The sequence below is a fragment of the Desulfotomaculum sp. 1211_IL3151 genome (assembly GCF_036763075.1).
GTDB lineage: Bacteria > Bacillota > Desulfotomaculia > Desulfotomaculales > Desulfotomaculaceae > Desulfotomaculum.
The window spans coordinates 77,009-94,071 of sequence record NZ_JBAIYV010000041.1 but is presented as its reverse complement, the minus strand read 5'-3'; the positions used below and the strand labels follow the sequence as shown (position 1 = coordinate 94,071).

Below are 17,063 nucleotides of genomic sequence, written 5' to 3'. Positions count from 1 at the left end.
AAGGTTTTTTCTGCTGCAAAGGCCTGGCACCTAGGTTTTCTGCTTTCTGCCAACAATCTAAAACCCTCTGTTTAGGGCACGTTCTAGTTCGATTTTGTCAACACAGCGTTCGAGGGCCATATTGCGGCTAATTTTTCCTGTTAGGCAAAGGTTGGCCAGGGCTTGATCCATGGTCTGCATACCGCTGTTGCGAGAGGTTTGCATGACCGTGTAAAGTTGGTGTTCCTTCCCTTCGCGAATTAAATTTCTGACGGCGGGGTTGGTCAGTAAAAGTTCCACTGCGATGGTTCTTCCTTTACCGTCTGTCCTAGGCATTAGTTGCTGGGCAACGACCGCCTGCAAGGAATCTGCCAACTGCTGTCTGATTTGGCTGCGCATGCTGTCAGAAAACACATCGACAATACGATTTACAGCCAGGGTGGCTGTTTGGGTATGCAGGGTTGAAAATACCAGGTGTCCTGTTTCTGCAGCGGTAAGGGCAATGGAGATACTTTCCAGATCACGCATTTCTCCCACTAAAATAACATCCGGATCATGGCGCAGCACATGTCTTAGGGCATTACCAAAGGAATGGGTATCAATGCCCACCTCCCGCTGCTTAACAATGGATTTTTTATGACTATGCAAAAATTCAATGGGATTTTCGATGGTTACAATATTTAAGCTTCTTTCCTCGTTGATTAAATCAATAATTGAGGCCAGGGTAGTGGATTTACCACTGCCAGTGGGCCCGGTTACCAGCACTAGCCCCCTGGGCAGCCGGGAGAATTCCTTAACCGTTGGCGGCAAACCTAAATCATCAAGCTTGGGGATATTAATGGCTACCACCCGGAAGTTAACAGCCAGGGTTCCTCTTTGCCACATGATATTGCCACGGAAACGGCTAATGCCCGGAATAGAGTAAGAAAAATCCAATTCCCAGTCCTTCCCCAATTGTTCCCGGTGATGGGGTTGGAGAATAGGGTAAATAATATTTTCGATATCCTTTGGCATCAGTTTGGGTACATCTTCCATCCGTACCAGTTCACCGTAAACACGAACTGCCGGCTGGGTTCCCACGTTTAAGTGCAGGTCCGAACCATTCATCCCTACGGTACGTATTAATATTTCATTAATATCCGGTACTTTTCTGTTTTCCATCTATACGACCACCCTTAATACTTCTTCCAAAGAAGTAATACCTTGTTTTACCTTTAACAAACCATCTTGTCTCAAAACAACCATACCCTCTGCCAGAGCAGCCTTGGTTATTTCTTTGGCTGAGGCCTTGGCCAGGGCCAGGCGTTGAATTTTCTCGGTAACAAATAATAGTTCGTAGATACCTACCCTGCCACGGAAGCCAGTGTTGCTGCACCTCATACAGCCCTTTGGCTTATATAAGGTAACCCGATCTTCGCCAGCCTCAAAGGGGAAATCAGGAATCTTGGCCAAATCTTCCCTGGGTAACTGAATCTTTTCTTTACAATGGGGACAAAGCACCCTGGCCAAACGCTGGGCTAAAACACATACGAGGGATGAAGCAATCAGAAAAGGTTCAACGCCCATTTCAGTTAATCGGGTGATGGCACCGGGGGCATCATTGGTATGTAAGGTGGCCAGAACCATATGGCCAGTCATGGCTGATTCAATGGCAATTTTGGCAGTTTCATGATCGCGAATCTCACCCACCATAATAATATCCGGGTCATTTCTCAGGATAGAGCGAAGACCCGAGGCAAAGGTAAGCCCTGCCTGGGGATTAATTTGAATTTGATTAACCCCCTCCATTCGATATTCCACAGGATCTTCAATGGTAATGACATTTTTACTAACCCGATCAAGGGAGTTGAGACTGGCATATAGGGTGGTGCTTTTGCCGCTGCCGGTGGGGCCTGTTACTAAAATGAAACCATAGGGCAATTTTAGAAGATCACGGTATTTTTCAAGTATTTTTGTTGCTACACCAAGTTCTTCCAGACTAATCACCCTAGCTGAACCATCCAACAGGCGCATGGTTAACCTTTCACCATAACCAGTTGGTAAGGTAGCCATACGAATATCAATGGGTCTTCCTTCAATTCTAAGGGACATCCGTCCGTCCTGGGGTACCCTGCGATCGGCTATATCCAGATTGGCCATTACTTTAAGGCGGGATACCAGGGTGGCATGCATCTTTACCGGCGGTTCCATGATATCATGCAATACACCATCAATTCTAAATCGCACCCTCATACGTTTTTCATATCTCTCAATATGGACATCACTGGCCTTAGCGGCCACGGCCTGGGATAAAATCAGGTTAGCCAACTGCACAGCTGGTTTTTGGTCGTCATCTATGTTTTCTGTAAGTTCTTCAACCTGTGGTGTTTCTTCTTCTACCTTATTAAATCCCAGGGCTTCCCGGCTGTATTTTTCAATGGCCACGTCCAGTTCACTATCCGGAGAAAACACGGGCATAACCTCTAGGCCTGTTAAGGAACGTATATTATCAATGGCAACAATATCCGTGGGTTTTTGCATGGCCACCAACAGTTTGCCATTATTAAAGCCAATGGGAAATGCTCGGTAGCGTTTCATCGCATCAACTGAAACGGTCGTAATCGCTGCCGGGTCGATGTTGTATTTCTCCAAAGAGACAAAGGGAACCCCTGCCTGCTTGGCGATAATCCTTGCTATATCATCCTCGGAGCAATAACCTAGATGTACTAAGGCCTTACCTAACACTCCGGTCTGTTCTGGGTTTTGCCTTTGATACTCCAGGGCATCCTCCAACTGTTTCTGTGTGATAATACCCTCATTAACTAACCATGTTCCTAAAAAACCCCGCGTAAACTTCATAGACCTCTCCTGTTTCCTTTTTATTAACGCAAAAAACGAAACCACCAGTAATAAAACTTAGGTTTCGTTAAATATCCTAAGGCAACCCGGCTGCCATGGACTGGGTCTTTAGGCCCGAAGCTTTGCGTCCTTCACTTTCGCGAAGTATGCCCCTATTATTTAATATACTACAAAGATCTAATGTGTTTTATAATTATTCTCTTTTTGTCAACAATATCCTTTTTAGAATGCTTATAAATAAAAAAATTAGCTAGTTGATGCTTTTCCAATTATTTGTAAAATAGAATTGGTGTGTTAAAATATTGCAAAGCATATTAGGTCTTAAATTTTAAGGCAGGTGAACGAGATGAGGAAGGTCAGCCAGAAGCTGTATACCTATGAAGATTACATGGGATTAAATGGTCAAGAACAGTATGAACTTTTGGAAGGGGAGTTATTTGTGGTACCTTCGCCAAGTGTGAATCATCAAAGGGTGGTAGGACGACTGTACACTATTTTAAATAGTTTTGTCTATGAAAATGGCATTGGGGAAGTTTTTACTGCTCCCACAGATGTGGTATTTGACAATCACAATATACTTCAACCGGATATCCTCTATATTACGAAAGAACGGCTTTCTATTATTAAAAAACTAAATATTCAAGGTGCACCTGATTTAGTCGTAGAGGTACTCTCCCCCTCAACCATTAAGCGTGACCGCTTCGATAAAAGAAGGCTTTATTTTGCCCATGGTGTTAGAGAATATTGGATTGTTGACCCTGATAACCGACTCATTGAAACCTTTACTCAGGGTGACAGTGATTTACAAAAAGCTGGCGTCTTTAGTGAGGAAACCCTTTTAACTTCCACTCTTTTTCCTGGCCTTCAGCTTGAATTAACTAAAATATTTGAAATCATAACACCATGATACGTAAACTTTTAAGGACGGCCTGAGCCGTCCTTAACGATTCTATATTCTTCTGATCTTCCCAAAGCCTTCATCCAGTTTGCGGCTAAGTTTATTATCCTCATCACTGTGGGCTGTGCCGCCTACCACCAGTTCCTTAATGGCCATGGTTGGTTGGGCGTCAGATACAGGGGCCCCTTGGCCGTCTTTGCCGCAGGTGCCAATGGTGAAGCCCAGATCGGAACCAACCCTTTCTACCATGCGCAGAACTTCCGGGCCGTTGCCAGTGAGGGTTGCTCCCCGCACCATTTGGCCGATTTCTCCATCTTTAATTAAATAACCCTCTGCCACATCAAAGACAAAATCCCCGGTGGTGGTATTGACCTGACCACCGCCCATTTTTTTGACCAGCAGACCGCTTTTGTAATCTTTGATAATTTTTTCCGGGTCCTCTTTGCCCGGGGCAATGTAGGTATTGCCCATGCGGGGAATGGGTTTGTGTTGATAGGATTCCCGGCGGCCATGGCCGTTGGATTCCCGGCCTTCTTTGGCGGCTGTCAGGTGATCGTAAAGGTAATCGGTCAGGATGCCCTTTTCAATCAGTGTAACTTTCTGGGAGGGCACCCCTTCATCATCAAAGCGGTAGGAACCGTAACGGTTGGTTATGGTGGCATCATCCACCACTGTAACCAATTCATTGGCCACCTGTTGGCCTTTTTTGTTGGTGTAAACAGACAGTTCCCTTTGCTCCAAATCTGCTTCCAGGCCGTGACCACAGGCTTCGTGAACCATGGTGCCGCCAGCTTCCCCGGCCATTACCACAGGCATTTTACCGGAGGGTGCCGGTACTGCCTCAAGCATATTCACTGCACGCTGGGCGGCAATCTGGGCAAATTCCTCGGGGTTATACTGCTCAAACAATTCAAAACCAGCATGACTGCCGATGGCATCATAGCCTGTCTGGATGACATTATTCTCTGAAGCAACCACATTGACAACTAGCCTGGTACGGATTCTTTCATCCTCCACAAAGGTCCCCTCGGTGTTGGCAATGGTTACCTTTTGTACGGTATCGCCGTAGCCAACGATAACCTGCTTAATCTTATCCTTATCCACAGCCCTGGCGGCCCTTTCCACCCTTTTCACTAAATCCACTTTGGTGGTGGTGGGCACACTTTCCGGCCGGGTTTTAATTTCAAAATTAACCAGGGGCTTAATTGAAGTTAAGTCCAGGTTAAGGTCTTTTTTGCTTCCCTTGGCGGCATGACTGACTATTTTGGCCGCCTCCAGTAGACCATCCTTCGTCAGGTCATTGGTATAGGCATAGGCTGTAACCTCCCCGGATAACACCCGAATACCCGCTCCGGCATCCAAGCCAGAATAAACCCGCTCGATTTTGCCAGCCTCCATGCCGATACCAATGCTTTGTTTCTCTTCTATAAAAACATCAGCAAAGTCGCCGCCATTGGACAGGGCAACACCTAAGACCTCTTTTAAACCGTTTTTATCAACCAAACTGGGTCCCTCCTGTAATCCCTATACTTCTTTCTAGTTTCTACCTATTAAATTGAATCTATGTGTACATTTTATATTATATTTCACTAATTGCCAATTAGTTCCTCCAGGGAAGGCTCTCCATTGGGTATGGTCATACCCTCCAGCGGCGAAAGAGGTTCCACACCTTGAAAGGCATTATCCCGGCCGACCTGCCAGCGTTCGGAAAGTTCTTTACCTGCATCTAGGATTCTGGTTCCTTCTTTAACAGAAAAAACAACCAGGTCTAGCTCTGCTGTAATGATGGCCTCTCCTGCCAAAGCACGGACTTCTTTATCCAGGGGACGGAATTCTGCTCTGCGTATTTCCGAAATATTAGGTAAGCTTTCTAGCACCTTAATATAGTTAACAACATCCTGGTAGGTGCCCTGAACCTTTAGGGTAAAGGGCATTTCTAAATAATGCTTTTTATCCACTACCTGCAAAGGTTTGAGATCTTGCAGGTGGGTGTGATTTTGATCGGCCTGCCAATTTAAGTAGGCCAGAGCGTCCCCTTTGTGTAGACGGGTATCAACCAAAGAAATCATTGGCTTAAGTTTATTATCCACTGCCACAGCCAATTCCCTTTGCTTTTTCTCCTCTGCTAAAACCTTGCTGGCCTTGGCTAACTCTTGCTGAGTACCTTGCAGCCTGGTTTCCAGATCGAAATATTGATTTATTTGTTTTTCCAATACCAGCCTATAAAAACCCAGGCACAGCAGTAAACTAAGGAGGCTTAGGAGCCATATCCTCTCCCTAGGACTGAGCGGTTTTAATTTGGGCCACCAGTTCAAATTTTATCATTCCCCTTTGCCGATCATATTTTGCCTCCACCAATTTGACATTTTGGAAGTGGGGTAGTTGGCTCAGGTTATCCACCAGCACACCCACAGAGCCCATAACCCAACAGGCACCATAAATATACAGTATATTGGGCACCGGCGGGGACGGAGGGGTGTTGATGACCGTTTTCTTTGACTCTTTTGGGGGAATCTCCTGGGCTGTGGTTTTGCCCTGGTTGCCCAGAATAGCTGAGACAAATCCTCCTTCACTGGAAATATTCTCTACCTTCTTTATCTCAATGCCCGTAAGCCAAGTATCCATTGGCAACGCCAGAGGTATCTCACGCAGCAGTTCATACCAGCACAAAGGATTTTGAGCTAGTTGGGAAAGGGCTAGGAATTGTTCTTCTTTCATTTTGTTACTGGCTATTAAATTTTGCAGGGACTTCGTTTTTTCCTGAAGCTCAGACAACGCCACTGTTTCCCGATCCACTTGTCTTTGCAGTAGGGTGAGCTTGGTATAAAAAATTCCATAAGCAATGAAAAGCAATAAAAGTAAGAGGCCGGCTAAAGTGGTTAAAAACAGCTTTTTGCCATAATTTGTTGGTTGTTGTGGTTCCAGATAGGGAGGCAAGAGATTTACCTGATACTTCACACGTCTACCTCCCTTAGGGCCAGACCCAAGGGAACTGCGTAGGAAGGATCATAGGGTAAATCTTGGGCCGCTTTTTTACCATAGACCTGCCAACAGGTGGGTATCTCCACCTTAATGGGTATCCCACAGCTATTGCTTAGATATGATTCCACACCCTTTATCTTAGAACCGCCGCCGGTTAGAATGACCCTTTCGATTGTTTCTTCCGCCCTTTGTCCGCAATAGTAGTCTAAGGATCTTTTTAGTTCCAATGCCAGATTATGAATGCCGGCATTGCTGCCAAGGGTAATGCCCCTGAGAAATTTTATCTCCCCCGCTTGCAGCACTAAAACCTGAGAATAGGTTATACCAATATCAAAAATTGCCAGTATGCTGGGACTGGCAGGTCTGCCAAATAACCGCCAAAGTCCAAAGGCTTGCAAATCAATGGCCTTAGGGGTCAAGCCTGCCATGAAAAAGATGTGGTAATATTGTTCCACCAGGGCCGTGGGAACAGCAATCAACATGATGTTAAGTTGGTCCGTACCTTCCTCCTTTTCCTGGCCTAGCTTTACATAACGCAGAGTCAGGTCTTCCACCGGCAAAGGAATATGCCGCGCAGCCTCGGACTTTACAGTATCCTCTAAATCCCGCTCCTCCATAAATGGTATTTTAATTTGCCTGGTAATCACCCTGGCACCCGATATGGCTGTGATTACCTCCTTGCCTTTAACACCTGCCAATTCGGTTAAGCTGGCAAGGACCTGGGCTATTGCCTCCTCAGCTAACGTACCTTCTCTGGGGGGAGGCGTTGCTATACTGGCATATTTATGAATCCGGGGAACACCTCTACTCATTCTTAGCTCAATGAGCTTTATTTCATAGGTTCCGATATCCACTGCCCTTAGGCAGGGCCTTTGTTTAAAAAGATGCCGGAAAAATATCTTCACTTTATATACTCCTCATACCTCTAATTCATGGGAAATACCGGGTATTTTTCTTGCCAGGAAAGGATTTCAATTTCTGTAGTGGTCCAGGTAGGGTGAATATTGTTCAGGATCGGTTGGCTAACGACTGCTGCACCATGACAAATAAACTCTTGACAAATAACAGCCCCAGCCAACCTCGCCTGGTTAGCCAACTGCATGGTCCCAGCAGTATAGACCAAGGCATCAACCTGAGCTTGACTTTCCACGAGAACCTTCTCCTTGGCCAGGATGAAAAGGGAGTCCTTTGCTGCATTTGCTGCTCGCAGGCTTGCGCCAGCGGCAATGGTAACCATACCAGAGGAAATAAGGGTTATATTTCCCTGATAAAGTCCCGTAAGGGTAACATTCCCCTGAATATAATGAATCCCTTCGGTTAAGTCCTCTGCCCGCAGGACTTGATCCCCAGCATAAAAGGAATCACAATTCTTGTCATACCAATTTAGATCCATGTTTGGATATTCCAAAAAGCTGTGGTTTATGATCTGTGGCTGATTGGCATAGGCCTGACCAAACTGTGAGGAGGTTTCCGGAGAGATGGTTTTGCCGGCATAAATATCCCCATCCCAGGCTATATTGCCATCCTCCAAAACAAGGGGGCTACCAACATGACCCTCCTCCACGATAACATGACCCTCGCTTCTGACCGGTCCGCCCAAAATATCTCCATTTATTAAAAGATCTCCTTTGGCCAGTAATTCTCCCTTCATTTGAGCACCGCTGGCCAGGGTTACGTTACCCAAAATTTTTAATGTGTCCGTTGTTAAATCAGTACCTGGCTGAAGAAGACAATTGCCTTTGATATAAATGTTTTGGCCAAAGGTGCCCACTGGTTGACATTGAACATCATTTAGGATATAGAGAGGGGTTTGCAGGCTGGCGTTATTTTGGATGTCAGGAGAGGCTTGGACAAAAATTCCCTGGAAACGATTCAAAGGTAAACCTACTTTAATATTTGCTACCAAGGATTTTTTAGCATCGTAATATTCTGCTGATACTTCAACCCTAAGCTGGCAGACATTGCTGCTGGCAGAGGTTTTGGTAATATTCAGGTTGGGGATCGTTCTTAAAGAAGCAATGCTGGCCGCATCCTTACCAGACAGTGTTTTTTGTAAACTTTCCAACTCGTACCTGCCGTAGGCTTTGTTGAGGGTAAATCGTTCTATAACCACGGCGTTATCTTTAACAATGGAAAATACCTTTTCCATGGCTGCCTCTGCCCGATAGTAGGCCTGTAATTCTTCCTCTGAACCCCTCAGGGTAAGTTTTTCGTTCTGCATCAGTTTAAGTGCTGCGGCACAGACAATACTTAACAGCAGTAGCAGCATACTGACAAAGATGAGTGCCTGGCCCCTTGAATTGAATAATTTGGTTCTCAGATGGTTTCACCATCCCTTCTGAGACCTTAGTTGGATCGTTGAGGTTAATATAATGGGTTTGGCCCCGGAGGCTTGACCCCTAAGGGTAATTCTTACGGTTGTTTTATAAGAATGGTCTGGTGTTTCTATGGGAAAATAGGTCAGTTCCAGGGACTGGATATTGCGGGCAATGATATTAACCCCTTCATTCAAGCGGCCCGGTGGATCGCCCCGGTTGGGTGTTGCACCATCAAAGCCACTGGCAGGAATGTCATAGATACGGCGAAGCAGTTCACCGTTGTTAACATAATAGGAGATCATCTTATCCCTGGCATAGGTGATCGGTATTCGTGTGTTGGCATCGGTCATGTGGTTGGGCAGACGAAACTTTAGTACGGTAGGACTGGTGTTGGTGGTTAGCCAGCGGGCTTCCCTTAGTTCCCTTTCCAAGCGGTTCATGGCAATTCTCATTTGGGCCAAGTCATCACTGTCACGGCTCAGGCGATGGTAGGAGGACAGGCTGCTTAACAGCAGTCCGTAGGCAGCATTGACAACCAACACCAAGATAACCATGGCAATCATTACTTCGATAAGACTAAATCCTCTGTGGTTTAGAATCTTTCTTAGCATCATCGGCGGCATTTTTCGGTGTAAAGGGTCTGCCATTTTTCTTTTCCTGCTTCCTTATAATACACCGTTGCTTCTATGGTATAGCTTAGATTTGTTTCCCCTGGCCATACTTTCACTCGATAGGTAAAATCCCGCTGGGGATCGACCATATACTCAGGACCAAAGGGCAGCGGCTCTATTTCCGTTGGATAAGCAGGATCCGCTAGGTACAAGGCCTTAAATTCCAGCCAACCCAAAGCCTTTATTTCTTCTATTTTGGCCTTAGCTAGATGCAGGGCCGTTAATTTCCCTTGGTTTTCTATATTAGCGCGGTTTGTTTGAAATATGGTTGTATACACGGGCAATAAAACCAGCATTAAAATGGACATCGCAACCAGTACTTCTATTAACGAAAAGCCTTTGATTTGATTAATCCCCCTTTGACCTGCCATGGCCTTCCCCCCTAGGTAGTGGCTACTCTAACCCTGCCTGTTAACACTGTGATATGTATGAAATAACCTTTCCCTGATTTTCGGTTTTGGATGGTTATGGTGCCTGCCCTTTGGGGGTTCCCCTGAATCGTAAAGGTTAAATATTCTCTCATACCCTGTTGACTCAGGTTTGTATCCACTAAATCCACCTCTGGCGGAAAGTTCACGGTGCTTAATATTTGGTTGCCATGTTTGATCAGGTATTGTTCTTGGAATGGCTTAAATTCAATTTCATAGGAAGCATAGGCATCCTCACTTTTAGTGGCTAGTTGTTGGGTATATTGAATATCGGAGACAAGATTACGCACGGTGGTAATGGTTTGGTAGTGGGCTAAGATGTTGTTGAGCTTTGGAAATGCTATGGCTAAGATTATAGCAATAAAGAGAAGGGAAATAATTACTTCTACTAGGGTGAAAGCCTTTGCGCCAAAATTACCCATCTTTTTTATTAAAGCGAAATTCTGCATAACTTGTTTAGGGTTCCGACGGGGCCTTCTTGTTGCTGGCATAAACATGGTCTGTTGGCATTGCTTCCTCTTCTTCATTACCATAAATCTCGGTATCGTCGTGTTTGGCAAGAATATTGTCTGCTAATTCATTTTCCTTTGGCCCTTGGGACCAAATGGTATATTTTTGACTTTCTATTGAAAGATAATAGGCCTTGCCCCAGGGGTCTAAAGCTTTGTCTGTGCCAAACTTCCCGCCAAGTACGCCATGTTCTTCCATAACCTCCGCAATACCCTTTGCATCGGTTGGATAGCTGTTATTTTCCGCATAATAAATATCCAGTGCATTTTTCATCGTTTTAATCTCAATTATCGCCCGGGTTTTCCTGGGTTTATCCAGTTGATTCGTTATTTTAGGGACAAATATAGTTGCCAGGATGCCAATCATGGTTACCACCACCAATACCTCAATCATCGTAAAACCCCGCTTGTTTTTTAATTCTTTCAAAACGGAACCCCCTTTATCTATATAAACTACTGGATTGAGTCCATGATGCTAAAAATAGGCATTAGCATAGCGATCATGATCAGGCCGACAATCCCTCCCACCAGACAGATTAAGATAGGCTCCATTAATGTGGTCAGGCGGGTCATGGATCGGTAAACTTCCCTTTCATAAAAGTCTGTAATCCTTTTTAATGCAGCGTCTAATTTACCCGTCTCTTCCCCAACCCCTATCATATTGCTGACCATGGGCGGGAAGTAGGGGCTACCCTTTAAGGGTAGGGATAAGCCATTTCCTGCTTTCAGACTTTCGATCGTCTGGGAGATGACCTCCTTATAAGCTGTATTTTGGGTTTGCGACTGGATCATTTCTAAACCCGTCATCAGGGTAATGCCGCTTTCCAAAAGGATAGCCAGGGTTCTGCATATCCGAACAATATGGATCTGTTTGATAATGGTGCCGTAAACGGGAATGTGCAAGATGAAGTGATCAAATGCCACTTTGTACCGAGAACTGTGGCTAATTTTTTTATAAAGCGCCCCTAACATAAGCGGCAGCAATATTAATAAATACCAACTTTTTTGCAGCCATTCACTAAGTTGAAGAATAATAACGGTGGGCATGGTAACCGGAGCTTGTAAATCGATGATAATTTGTGCAAAGGTAGGAAGGACAAATATGAAAATACAGCCAATGGTAAACATGGACATCGCCATGACAAACAGGGGATAGGCAATGGCCGTTTTAAACTTAGCCATTAATTCATGAGAACTTTCAAAATAACCAGCCAGGCGGTGGAGTACCTGATCCAGAGAACCACTCATTTCACCAGCTTCGATCATGCTGATAAAAAAGGCTGGGAAAAACGGCTTGTGTTTTGCCAGGGCTTGCCCCAGGGAATTACCAGCCTGCAGGCTTTCGGCAATATCCTTTAGGCAGCTTTTTAAAGCCCTTTGCCCTGTCTGTTTTATTAATATATCAATACTTTGGGTAATCGGTAAGCCGGAGCTGTGCAAGGTAGCAAATTGCCGAGAAAATAGGGCTAACTCCTTGATACCTACCCACCCTGGAAATATTGGAATTTCACCCAAGGGGGTATCTGCATGGACAATTTGCCTTATCTCCGTAACAAAAAGCCTTTTACTTCTCAAAAGTTTGATCGCTGCATATTTATGGGCAGCTTTGATCTCACCTTGAACAAGATTTCCCGTGTAATCCTTGGCCATAAACTTAAAAAACAAAGGCAAAAGAATCACCTACAGAATTTTAAAAAATTGAAAAATATTTACAAATTAACCTGCATTTCAACAAAAAGCAATAAATTCCTGCCTGGGCAGGAATTTATTTTTAATTTTTTCTTCATTCGACGCTGCCAGGCACCTAGTGTCGTTAAAATCCTTCGCCACCGCTCAGGATCACAACGGCTGACCTCTGGTCACACGTTTTCGAACTTCTTCAAAGTTTCTCATCTTCTTTTGGTGCCTTGGATTGTTCTTTAACTGCTTAACGATCCTCAGAATAAGCCACCCGTATAATCTCTTGGATACTGGTTAAACCCTGCAGGGCCTTTTCCAGGCCATCAATTTTCAGGGTAGTCATCCCTCCTTGAGCGGCTGCCTTTCTCATGGTATCAAGGGGAGATCTTTCCACTAACAAGGTTCGAAGGGTATTATCTACCCGAAGCACCTCGTGAATCGCCATGCGACCCCGATAGCCAATGTGGTTGCAGTGTACACAACCCGCTGGTTTGTAAAATAAGCTGCCTTGCCAGGGAGTGCCCCTGAGGAAAAGATACTCCGGGGAATTAATTTCTGGCAGGTATTCCTCCCGGCAAAAGGGACAAAGTTTACGAACCAAGCGTTGGGATACCACCCCCAGAACAGAGGAGGCTACCTGAAAGGATGGCAAACCCATGTGGATCAGCCGGTCTAGGGCACTTAAGGCATCATTGGTATGTAAGGTCGATAGCACCAAATGCCCCGTATCGGATGCATTGCTGGCAATTTCAGCGGTCTCCCGATCCCTTATCTCTCCCACCATAATAATATCTGGATCCTGTCGCAAAAGGGCCCTTAACCCCAAAGCAAAGGTCATCCCAGCCTTTACATTGACCTGGGTTTGATTGACACCCTCTAAGCGGTATTCAATCGGGTCTTCGATGGTGCTAAAATTACTTCCTTCATTATTTAGTTCATTTAATACGGCATAGAGGGTTGTTGTTTTACCGCAGCCAGTTGGCCCAGTAATTAACACCATGCCACTAGAAGCCCTTAGACATTGGCGAAAGCGTCCTAGGTTATGGGGGGAAAAACTAAGTTGGTCAATATTAAATCTTTTTAGGCTATCTGAATTTAAAATTCGAATTACGACCTTTTCTCCGTAGACAGTGGGCATGGTAGAAACCCTTAAATCGTACTGCCAGTTTTCTTTCTCATATTGAATACGGCCATCCTGGGGCAATCGCTTTTCCGCAATATCCAACTGTGACATGATCTTAATTCTGGAAACCACGGACCTTTCAACTTCCGAAGCTAATTCCATAGCCGTCATTAATATGCCGTCAATGCGGTACCTCACCCTTACCCTCATTTCCAAGGGTTCTATGTGAATGTCACTGGCCCCTTGATCAATGGCCCGGTTTATAATTTGGTAAACTAACTGTATAATGGGGATTTCTTTATTTTCTTCCTGAAGCCAAACTGGCTTTATTTCCCTAAGCAAAAGTTCCTTCTTATAACGATCAAAGAAGTGGTCAATGGCTAACTCAATAAGATGCTCCTGGGCCTTCACTGGAACAATCTCACAATTGGATATTACTTTTAAATCATCGATGGCAATGACATTGGCCGGTTCCGCCATGGCCACTGTTAATTTGCAGTCTTTTTTCTCAAGGGGAAATATTTTATATCTGCGCAGGACATGTTCTTGGAACATCTTTAAGAGACTTTGATCAATCTCCTGTAGATTGATAACAGAATCAGATGCTTGCCCCTGGCAATTTAAGGCTTCCCGAAGTTGCTGTGAGTTAATGACACCCTTTTCAACTAAAATATCACCAATCAATGGTTCTCACCAATGGCACCTCTTTCCAAAAGGTATTGGTATATTATGTCAACAATGGCCTCGGGATCTAAATTATCCGTATTAACTGTATAATCCGCCATTTGATAGGCATTTTGCCGTTCCTCCAGCAGCTTCATGACCTTTTCTCTTAAATTTCCCCGGGCCAACAAAGGGCGTGTTCTTTTATTTCTCACTCTTTTGCAGATCGTTTCAGGAGAAGCCTGCAGGCAAATAAAAATACCATTGATTTTAAGCTTTTCAATATTTTGCGGATTAAGTACCAGACCGCCGCCAGTGGCTATAACCAGGTTTTCTCTGTTTGTTAATTTACTTACCAATAATGCTTCCTCGCCCCGAAAGCGTTTCACACCATGTTTAACAAAGATTTGTTCCACTGTAAGTCCAGTAACTTCCTCTATGGCGTAGTCCGTATCTATAAAATCATAGCCAAGCTTACGGGCCAGGCGTCGACCAGTTGAACTTTTTCCAGAACCCATAAAACCCACTAACACAATATTCTTCATAATTTACACCTGCCTAATCCACTGTCTCCAGTGGTTAAGTCTTTCACCATTCCCCTTCACGAGGACTGCCAAAAACAGCCCGTAGGATTCGCCAACTGTCAGAAAGCGCAACCTAAATCACCCTCCTATCTTGGCAAGCTGCTGCTGTAACCCCTGCCTCATGATCTCAACGGGAGCCTTTAAACCTGTCCATAATTGAAAGGCCAAAACTCCCTGGTAAAGTAACATCCCTAAACCGTTCATCGTTCTACTGCCCTGGGCAGCAGCTTCTCTAAGGAATCTTGTTTGATCCGGATTATAGATCAAATCACACACCAGGTGTTGAGGTGTTAAGGCCTGAAAAGGAAATGGCGGAACCTGATCAACCTGAGGTGCCATGCCAAGGGAGGTTGCCTGTATCACCAAATCCGCCGTTGCTACACTTTGCTCCAATTCATTGCTTTCCCAGGGGATGGTATTGACAGTGGTGGCAGCAGCCTGGTTAATCTGACAAGCCAATGCTGCCGCTTTCTCCTGGCTGCGGTTGGTTATATCCAGTGCCTTGACACCTGCAAGTGCCAATTGTATCGCCACAGCCCGGGCAGCTCCTCCGACACCAATTAATATTGCTCTTTTACCCCGGGGTTGAAAATTGGCTTCACTGGCCAGAGACTGTACAAAGCCCCTTCCATCCGTATTGTAGCCAATCAATTTGCCATGATGGTTGACAATGGTATTAACAGCACCGATCAGCTTTGCAGCTGGTTCCAGCTCATCCAAGAAGGGTAACACACTTTGTTTATGGGGAACAGTTACATTGACACCAACAATATTCAAAGAGACAATACTGTCCACCGCCTGCTTTATATGATCTGTATGAACTAAAAAAGGTAGGTAAACCCAGTTTAAACCTAAGTGACCAAAGGCTTCATTATGCATAGCCGGGGAAAAGGAGTGCTCCACCGGATAACCAAATAAGCCACATACACGGGTGCTGCCATTAATTTTAGGAGCTTCCATAAATCCCCCTCCTAGATGTGAGAAAAGCTTGGCCTCTGACCAAGCAGTATTTAGTCTCGCCCTGTTTTAATACGTCCCAAAACTAGCTTCTCCAGTTTTCGATTGACCCTGGTTCCAATAAATTCTTTACCAGACAAAGGAGCCACCAAAATGGTATATAAGCCCAGGCGGTTACCTGCTAAAACATCGGTAAAAACTTGATCCCCCACCAAGGCAGTTTCTTGTATACTGGCTCCCAGCAAATCCAGTGCCCGCCTTAACCCTTTACGGCGCGGTTTTGCTGCTTTATGTACTCCTGGTACCTTTAAGGAGCCTGTAAGGGCATTCACTCTTTTTTCATTATTATTGGATACAAAACAAACCTTAAATCCCTGATCAATCAAGCTGCGAAACCATTTTTCAATTTTCGGGTCTAGATCCTTGCTGTCCCAGGGGATTAATGTATTGTCAATATCAAATAGGATAGCTTTGATACCTTGTTTTTTTAGATGACGAATATCAATATCAAACAAGGAGGGTACATATAGCTTGGGATAAAGCTTTGATAACATGATTTCCCCCATTTTACATATTTTTTGCAATCGTATGCTCTGCTTATTTTACCTTTATTTGGGATACCCCGTCAACTTGTGAAAACCAAGGGCCGGGACAAACACCAAATAAATCTGCCCCCCATACCATATATTGTTGAGTCAATTTATTAGGGGGGATTCATGGATGTTACCGGGCCTTTGGACGGTCACTGTCCTTTCGGTTGTAAACGGTGTAATTGCATTAGTTTCCTATATTGCTAACAACACTTTTCCCCAACCCTTAAATGAGGTGGAAGAGGCCCATTATCTGGCATTGCTAGCCAATGGTGATGAACCGGCAAGAAATGTTTTAACCGAAAGAAATCTACGTCTAGTTGCACATATTGTAAAAAAATTTGATTCCACCGGCGAAGATGTAGATGATTTAATCTCCATCGGTACAATTGGATTAATTAAGGCTATCAACACCTTTAAACCCGACAAAGGAACCCGTTTAGCAACCTATGCAGCCAGGTGTATTGAAAATGAAATCCTGATGCATCTGCGTTTTATCAAGAAGGTTAAGGCAGAGGTTTCTTTATACGACCCCATCGGTGTTGACAAAGAGGGTAATGAAATAAGTTTAATCGACATTTTAGGAACAGATCCTGAAATTGTTGCCGATACCGTGGAATTAACCTTTGAAAAAAACCGGCTTTTAGAAAAGGTACGAAAACTAACAGCCCGTGAAAGAAGAGTATTGGAAATGAGGTTCGGCTTAGGGTCAACGGCTAGGAAAACACAAAGGGAAATTGCCCGTGCCCTAGGAATTTCCCGTTCCTATGTATCTCGGATTGAAAAAAGGGCCTTGAATAAATTAACGAAGGAATTTAACTCAGAAGGCTGCCAATAGGCAGC

Annotated in this window: 18 protein-coding genes and 1 riboswitch; of the genes, 2 read left to right on the top strand and 16 right to left on the bottom strand. The window is 44.6% G+C overall.

Annotated elements, in window-relative coordinates; all coding sequences use genetic code 11:
- Window positions 1-57: 57 nt before the first annotated feature.
- Both V6C11_RS11310 and V6C11_RS11305 read right to left on the bottom strand, forming a co-directional pair.
- The gene (locus tag V6C11_RS11310) at window positions 58-1,140 is read right to left on the bottom strand and encodes a type IV pilus twitching motility protein PilT (RefSeq protein ID WP_333531269.1); all 1,083 of its coding nucleotides are present in this window, start codon (window positions 1,138-1,140) and stop codon (window positions 58-60) included.
- Entirely contained in the window at window positions 1,141-2,817 is a 1,677-nt protein-coding gene (locus V6C11_RS11305) for a GspE/PulE family protein (protein WP_333531268.1), read from the bottom strand.
- A gap of 77 nt (window positions 2,818-2,894) precedes the next feature.
- Window positions 2,895-2,978: riboswitch (cyclic di-GMP riboswitch) on the bottom strand.
- Window positions 2,979-3,163: 185 nt separating this feature from the next.
- On the opposite strand from V6C11_RS11305, the gene V6C11_RS11300 reads away from it, so the two are divergent.
- Window positions 3,164-3,724: a Uma2 family endonuclease gene (locus tag V6C11_RS11300; RefSeq protein WP_333531267.1), complete on the top strand. Its 561-nt coding sequence runs from the start codon at window positions 3,164-3,166 to the stop codon at window positions 3,722-3,724.
- A 42-nt stretch (window positions 3,725-3,766) separates the two neighbouring features.
- On the opposite strand, the gene V6C11_RS11295 is transcribed toward V6C11_RS11300, so the two are convergent.
- The 14 genes from V6C11_RS11295 to V6C11_RS11230 all read right to left on the bottom strand — a co-directional run bounded on the left by V6C11_RS11295 (window position 3,767) and on the right by V6C11_RS11230 (window position 16,184).
- Window positions 3,767-5,218: a TldD/PmbA family protein gene (locus tag V6C11_RS11295; protein ID WP_333531266.1), complete on the bottom strand. Its 1,452-nt coding sequence runs from the start codon at window positions 5,216-5,218 to the stop codon at window positions 3,767-3,769.
- 86 nt (window positions 5,219-5,304) lie between these two features.
- Window positions 5,305-5,928: a type 4a pilus biogenesis protein PilO gene (pilO, locus tag V6C11_RS11290; protein WP_333531265.1), complete on the bottom strand. Its 624-nt coding sequence runs from the start codon at window positions 5,926-5,928 to the stop codon at window positions 5,305-5,307.
- A 64-nt stretch (window positions 5,929-5,992) separates the two neighbouring features.
- Entirely contained in the window at window positions 5,993-6,673 is a 681-nt protein-coding gene (locus V6C11_RS11285; protein WP_333531264.1) for a hypothetical protein, read from the bottom strand.
- Complete coding sequence (gene pilM / locus V6C11_RS11280; RefSeq protein WP_333531263.1) at window positions 6,670-7,602, bottom strand: type IV pilus biogenesis protein PilM; 933 nt, start codon at window positions 7,600-7,602, stop codon at window positions 6,670-6,672. Before pilM ends, V6C11_RS11285 begins: the two co-directional genes overlap by 4 nt.
- A gap of 20 nt (window positions 7,603-7,622) precedes the next feature.
- The gene (locus tag V6C11_RS11275; RefSeq protein ID WP_333531262.1) at window positions 7,623-8,966 is read right to left on the bottom strand and encodes a hypothetical protein; all 1,344 of its coding nucleotides are present in this window, start codon (window positions 8,964-8,966) and stop codon (window positions 7,623-7,625) included.
- Between the two features lie 57 nt (window positions 8,967-9,023).
- On the bottom strand, window positions 9,024-9,662 hold the full coding sequence (locus V6C11_RS11270; protein ID WP_333531261.1) for a PulJ/GspJ family protein: 639 nt from the start codon (window positions 9,660-9,662) through the stop codon (window positions 9,024-9,026).
- Entirely contained in the window at window positions 9,626-10,057 is a 432-nt protein-coding gene (locus V6C11_RS11265; protein WP_333531260.1) for a type IV pilus modification PilV family protein, read from the bottom strand. Before V6C11_RS11265 ends, V6C11_RS11270 begins: the two co-directional genes overlap by 37 nt.
- An 11-nt stretch (window positions 10,058-10,068) precedes the next feature.
- A complete protein-coding gene (locus V6C11_RS11260; protein ID WP_333531259.1) occupies window positions 10,069-10,641 on the bottom strand; it encodes a hypothetical protein in 573 nt (190 codons plus the stop codon).
- Entirely contained in the window at window positions 10,571-11,050 is a 480-nt protein-coding gene (locus V6C11_RS11255) for a type II secretion system protein GspG (protein ID WP_333531258.1), read from the bottom strand. The genes V6C11_RS11260 and V6C11_RS11255 overlap by 71 nt, the downstream gene beginning before the upstream one ends.
- Window positions 11,051-11,076: 26 nt before the next feature.
- Window positions 11,077-12,288 (bottom strand): type II secretion system F family protein, encoded by a 1,212-nt coding sequence (locus tag V6C11_RS11250; RefSeq protein WP_333531257.1) that lies wholly within the window; start codon window positions 12,286-12,288, stop codon window positions 11,077-11,079.
- Window positions 12,289-12,550: 262 nt separating this feature from the next.
- Window positions 12,551-14,110, bottom strand: a complete 1,560-nt coding sequence (locus V6C11_RS11245) for a GspE/PulE family protein (protein ID WP_333531256.1) — start codon at window positions 14,108-14,110, stop codon at window positions 12,551-12,553.
- Window positions 14,107-14,634, bottom strand: coding sequence for a shikimate kinase (locus V6C11_RS11240; RefSeq protein ID WP_333531255.1), 528 nt, complete (start codon window positions 14,632-14,634; stop codon window positions 14,107-14,109). Before V6C11_RS11240 ends, V6C11_RS11245 begins: the two co-directional genes overlap by 4 nt.
- Before the next feature lie 117 nt (window positions 14,635-14,751).
- Window positions 14,752-15,633, bottom strand: a complete 882-nt coding sequence (aroE, locus tag V6C11_RS11235; RefSeq protein ID WP_333531254.1) for a shikimate dehydrogenase — start codon at window positions 15,631-15,633, stop codon at window positions 14,752-14,754.
- Window positions 15,634-15,683: 50 nt separating this feature from the next.
- A complete protein-coding gene (locus V6C11_RS11230) occupies window positions 15,684-16,184 on the bottom strand; it encodes a YqeG family HAD IIIA-type phosphatase (RefSeq protein WP_333531253.1) in 501 nt (166 codons plus the stop codon).
- A 166-nt stretch (window positions 16,185-16,350) separates the two neighbouring features.
- Here V6C11_RS11230 and sigK point away from each other — a divergent pair, with 166 nt between their 5' ends.
- Window positions 16,351-17,058, top strand: a complete 708-nt coding sequence (gene sigK / locus V6C11_RS11225) for an RNA polymerase sporulation sigma factor SigK (RefSeq protein ID WP_333531252.1) — start codon at window positions 16,351-16,353, stop codon at window positions 17,056-17,058.
- Window positions 17,059-17,063: the final 5 nt, after the last annotated feature.

Coding starts and splice junctions, on each gene's coding strand:
- V6C11_RS11300 (WP_333531267.1), top strand. CDS start 3,164: ATGAGGAAGGTCAGCCAGAAGCTGTATACCTATGAAGATTACATGGGA.
- V6C11_RS11305 (WP_333531268.1), bottom strand. CDS start 2,817: ATGAAGTTTACGCGGGGTTTTTTAGGAACATGGTTAGTTAATGAGGGT.
- V6C11_RS11275 (WP_333531262.1), bottom strand. CDS start 8,966: ATGCTGCTACTGCTGTTAAGTATTGTCTGTGCCGCAGCACTTAAACTG.
- V6C11_RS11310 (WP_333531269.1), bottom strand. CDS start 1,140: ATGGAAAACAGAAAAGTACCGGATATTAATGAAATATTAATACGTACC.
- V6C11_RS11270 (WP_333531261.1), bottom strand. CDS start 9,662: ATGGCAGACCCTTTACACCGAAAAATGCCGCCGATGATGCTAAGAAAG.
- V6C11_RS11260 (WP_333531259.1), bottom strand. CDS start 10,641: ATGAAGAAGAGGAAGCAATGCCAACAGACCATGTTTATGCCAGCAACA.
- V6C11_RS11230 (WP_333531253.1), bottom strand. CDS start 16,184: ATGTTATCAAAGCTTTATCCCAAGCTATATGTACCCTCCTTGTTTGAT.
- sigK (WP_333531252.1), top strand. CDS start 16,351: ATGTTACCGGGCCTTTGGACGGTCACTGTCCTTTCGGTTGTAAACGGT.
- aroE (WP_333531254.1), bottom strand. CDS start 15,633: ATGGAAGCTCCTAAAATTAATGGCAGCACCCGTGTATGTGGCTTATTT.
- V6C11_RS11265 (WP_333531260.1), bottom strand. CDS start 10,057: ATGGCAGGTCAAAGGGGGATTAATCAAATCAAAGGCTTTTCGTTAATA.
- V6C11_RS11240 (WP_333531255.1), bottom strand. CDS start 14,634: ATGAAGAATATTGTGTTAGTGGGTTTTATGGGTTCTGGAAAAAGTTCA.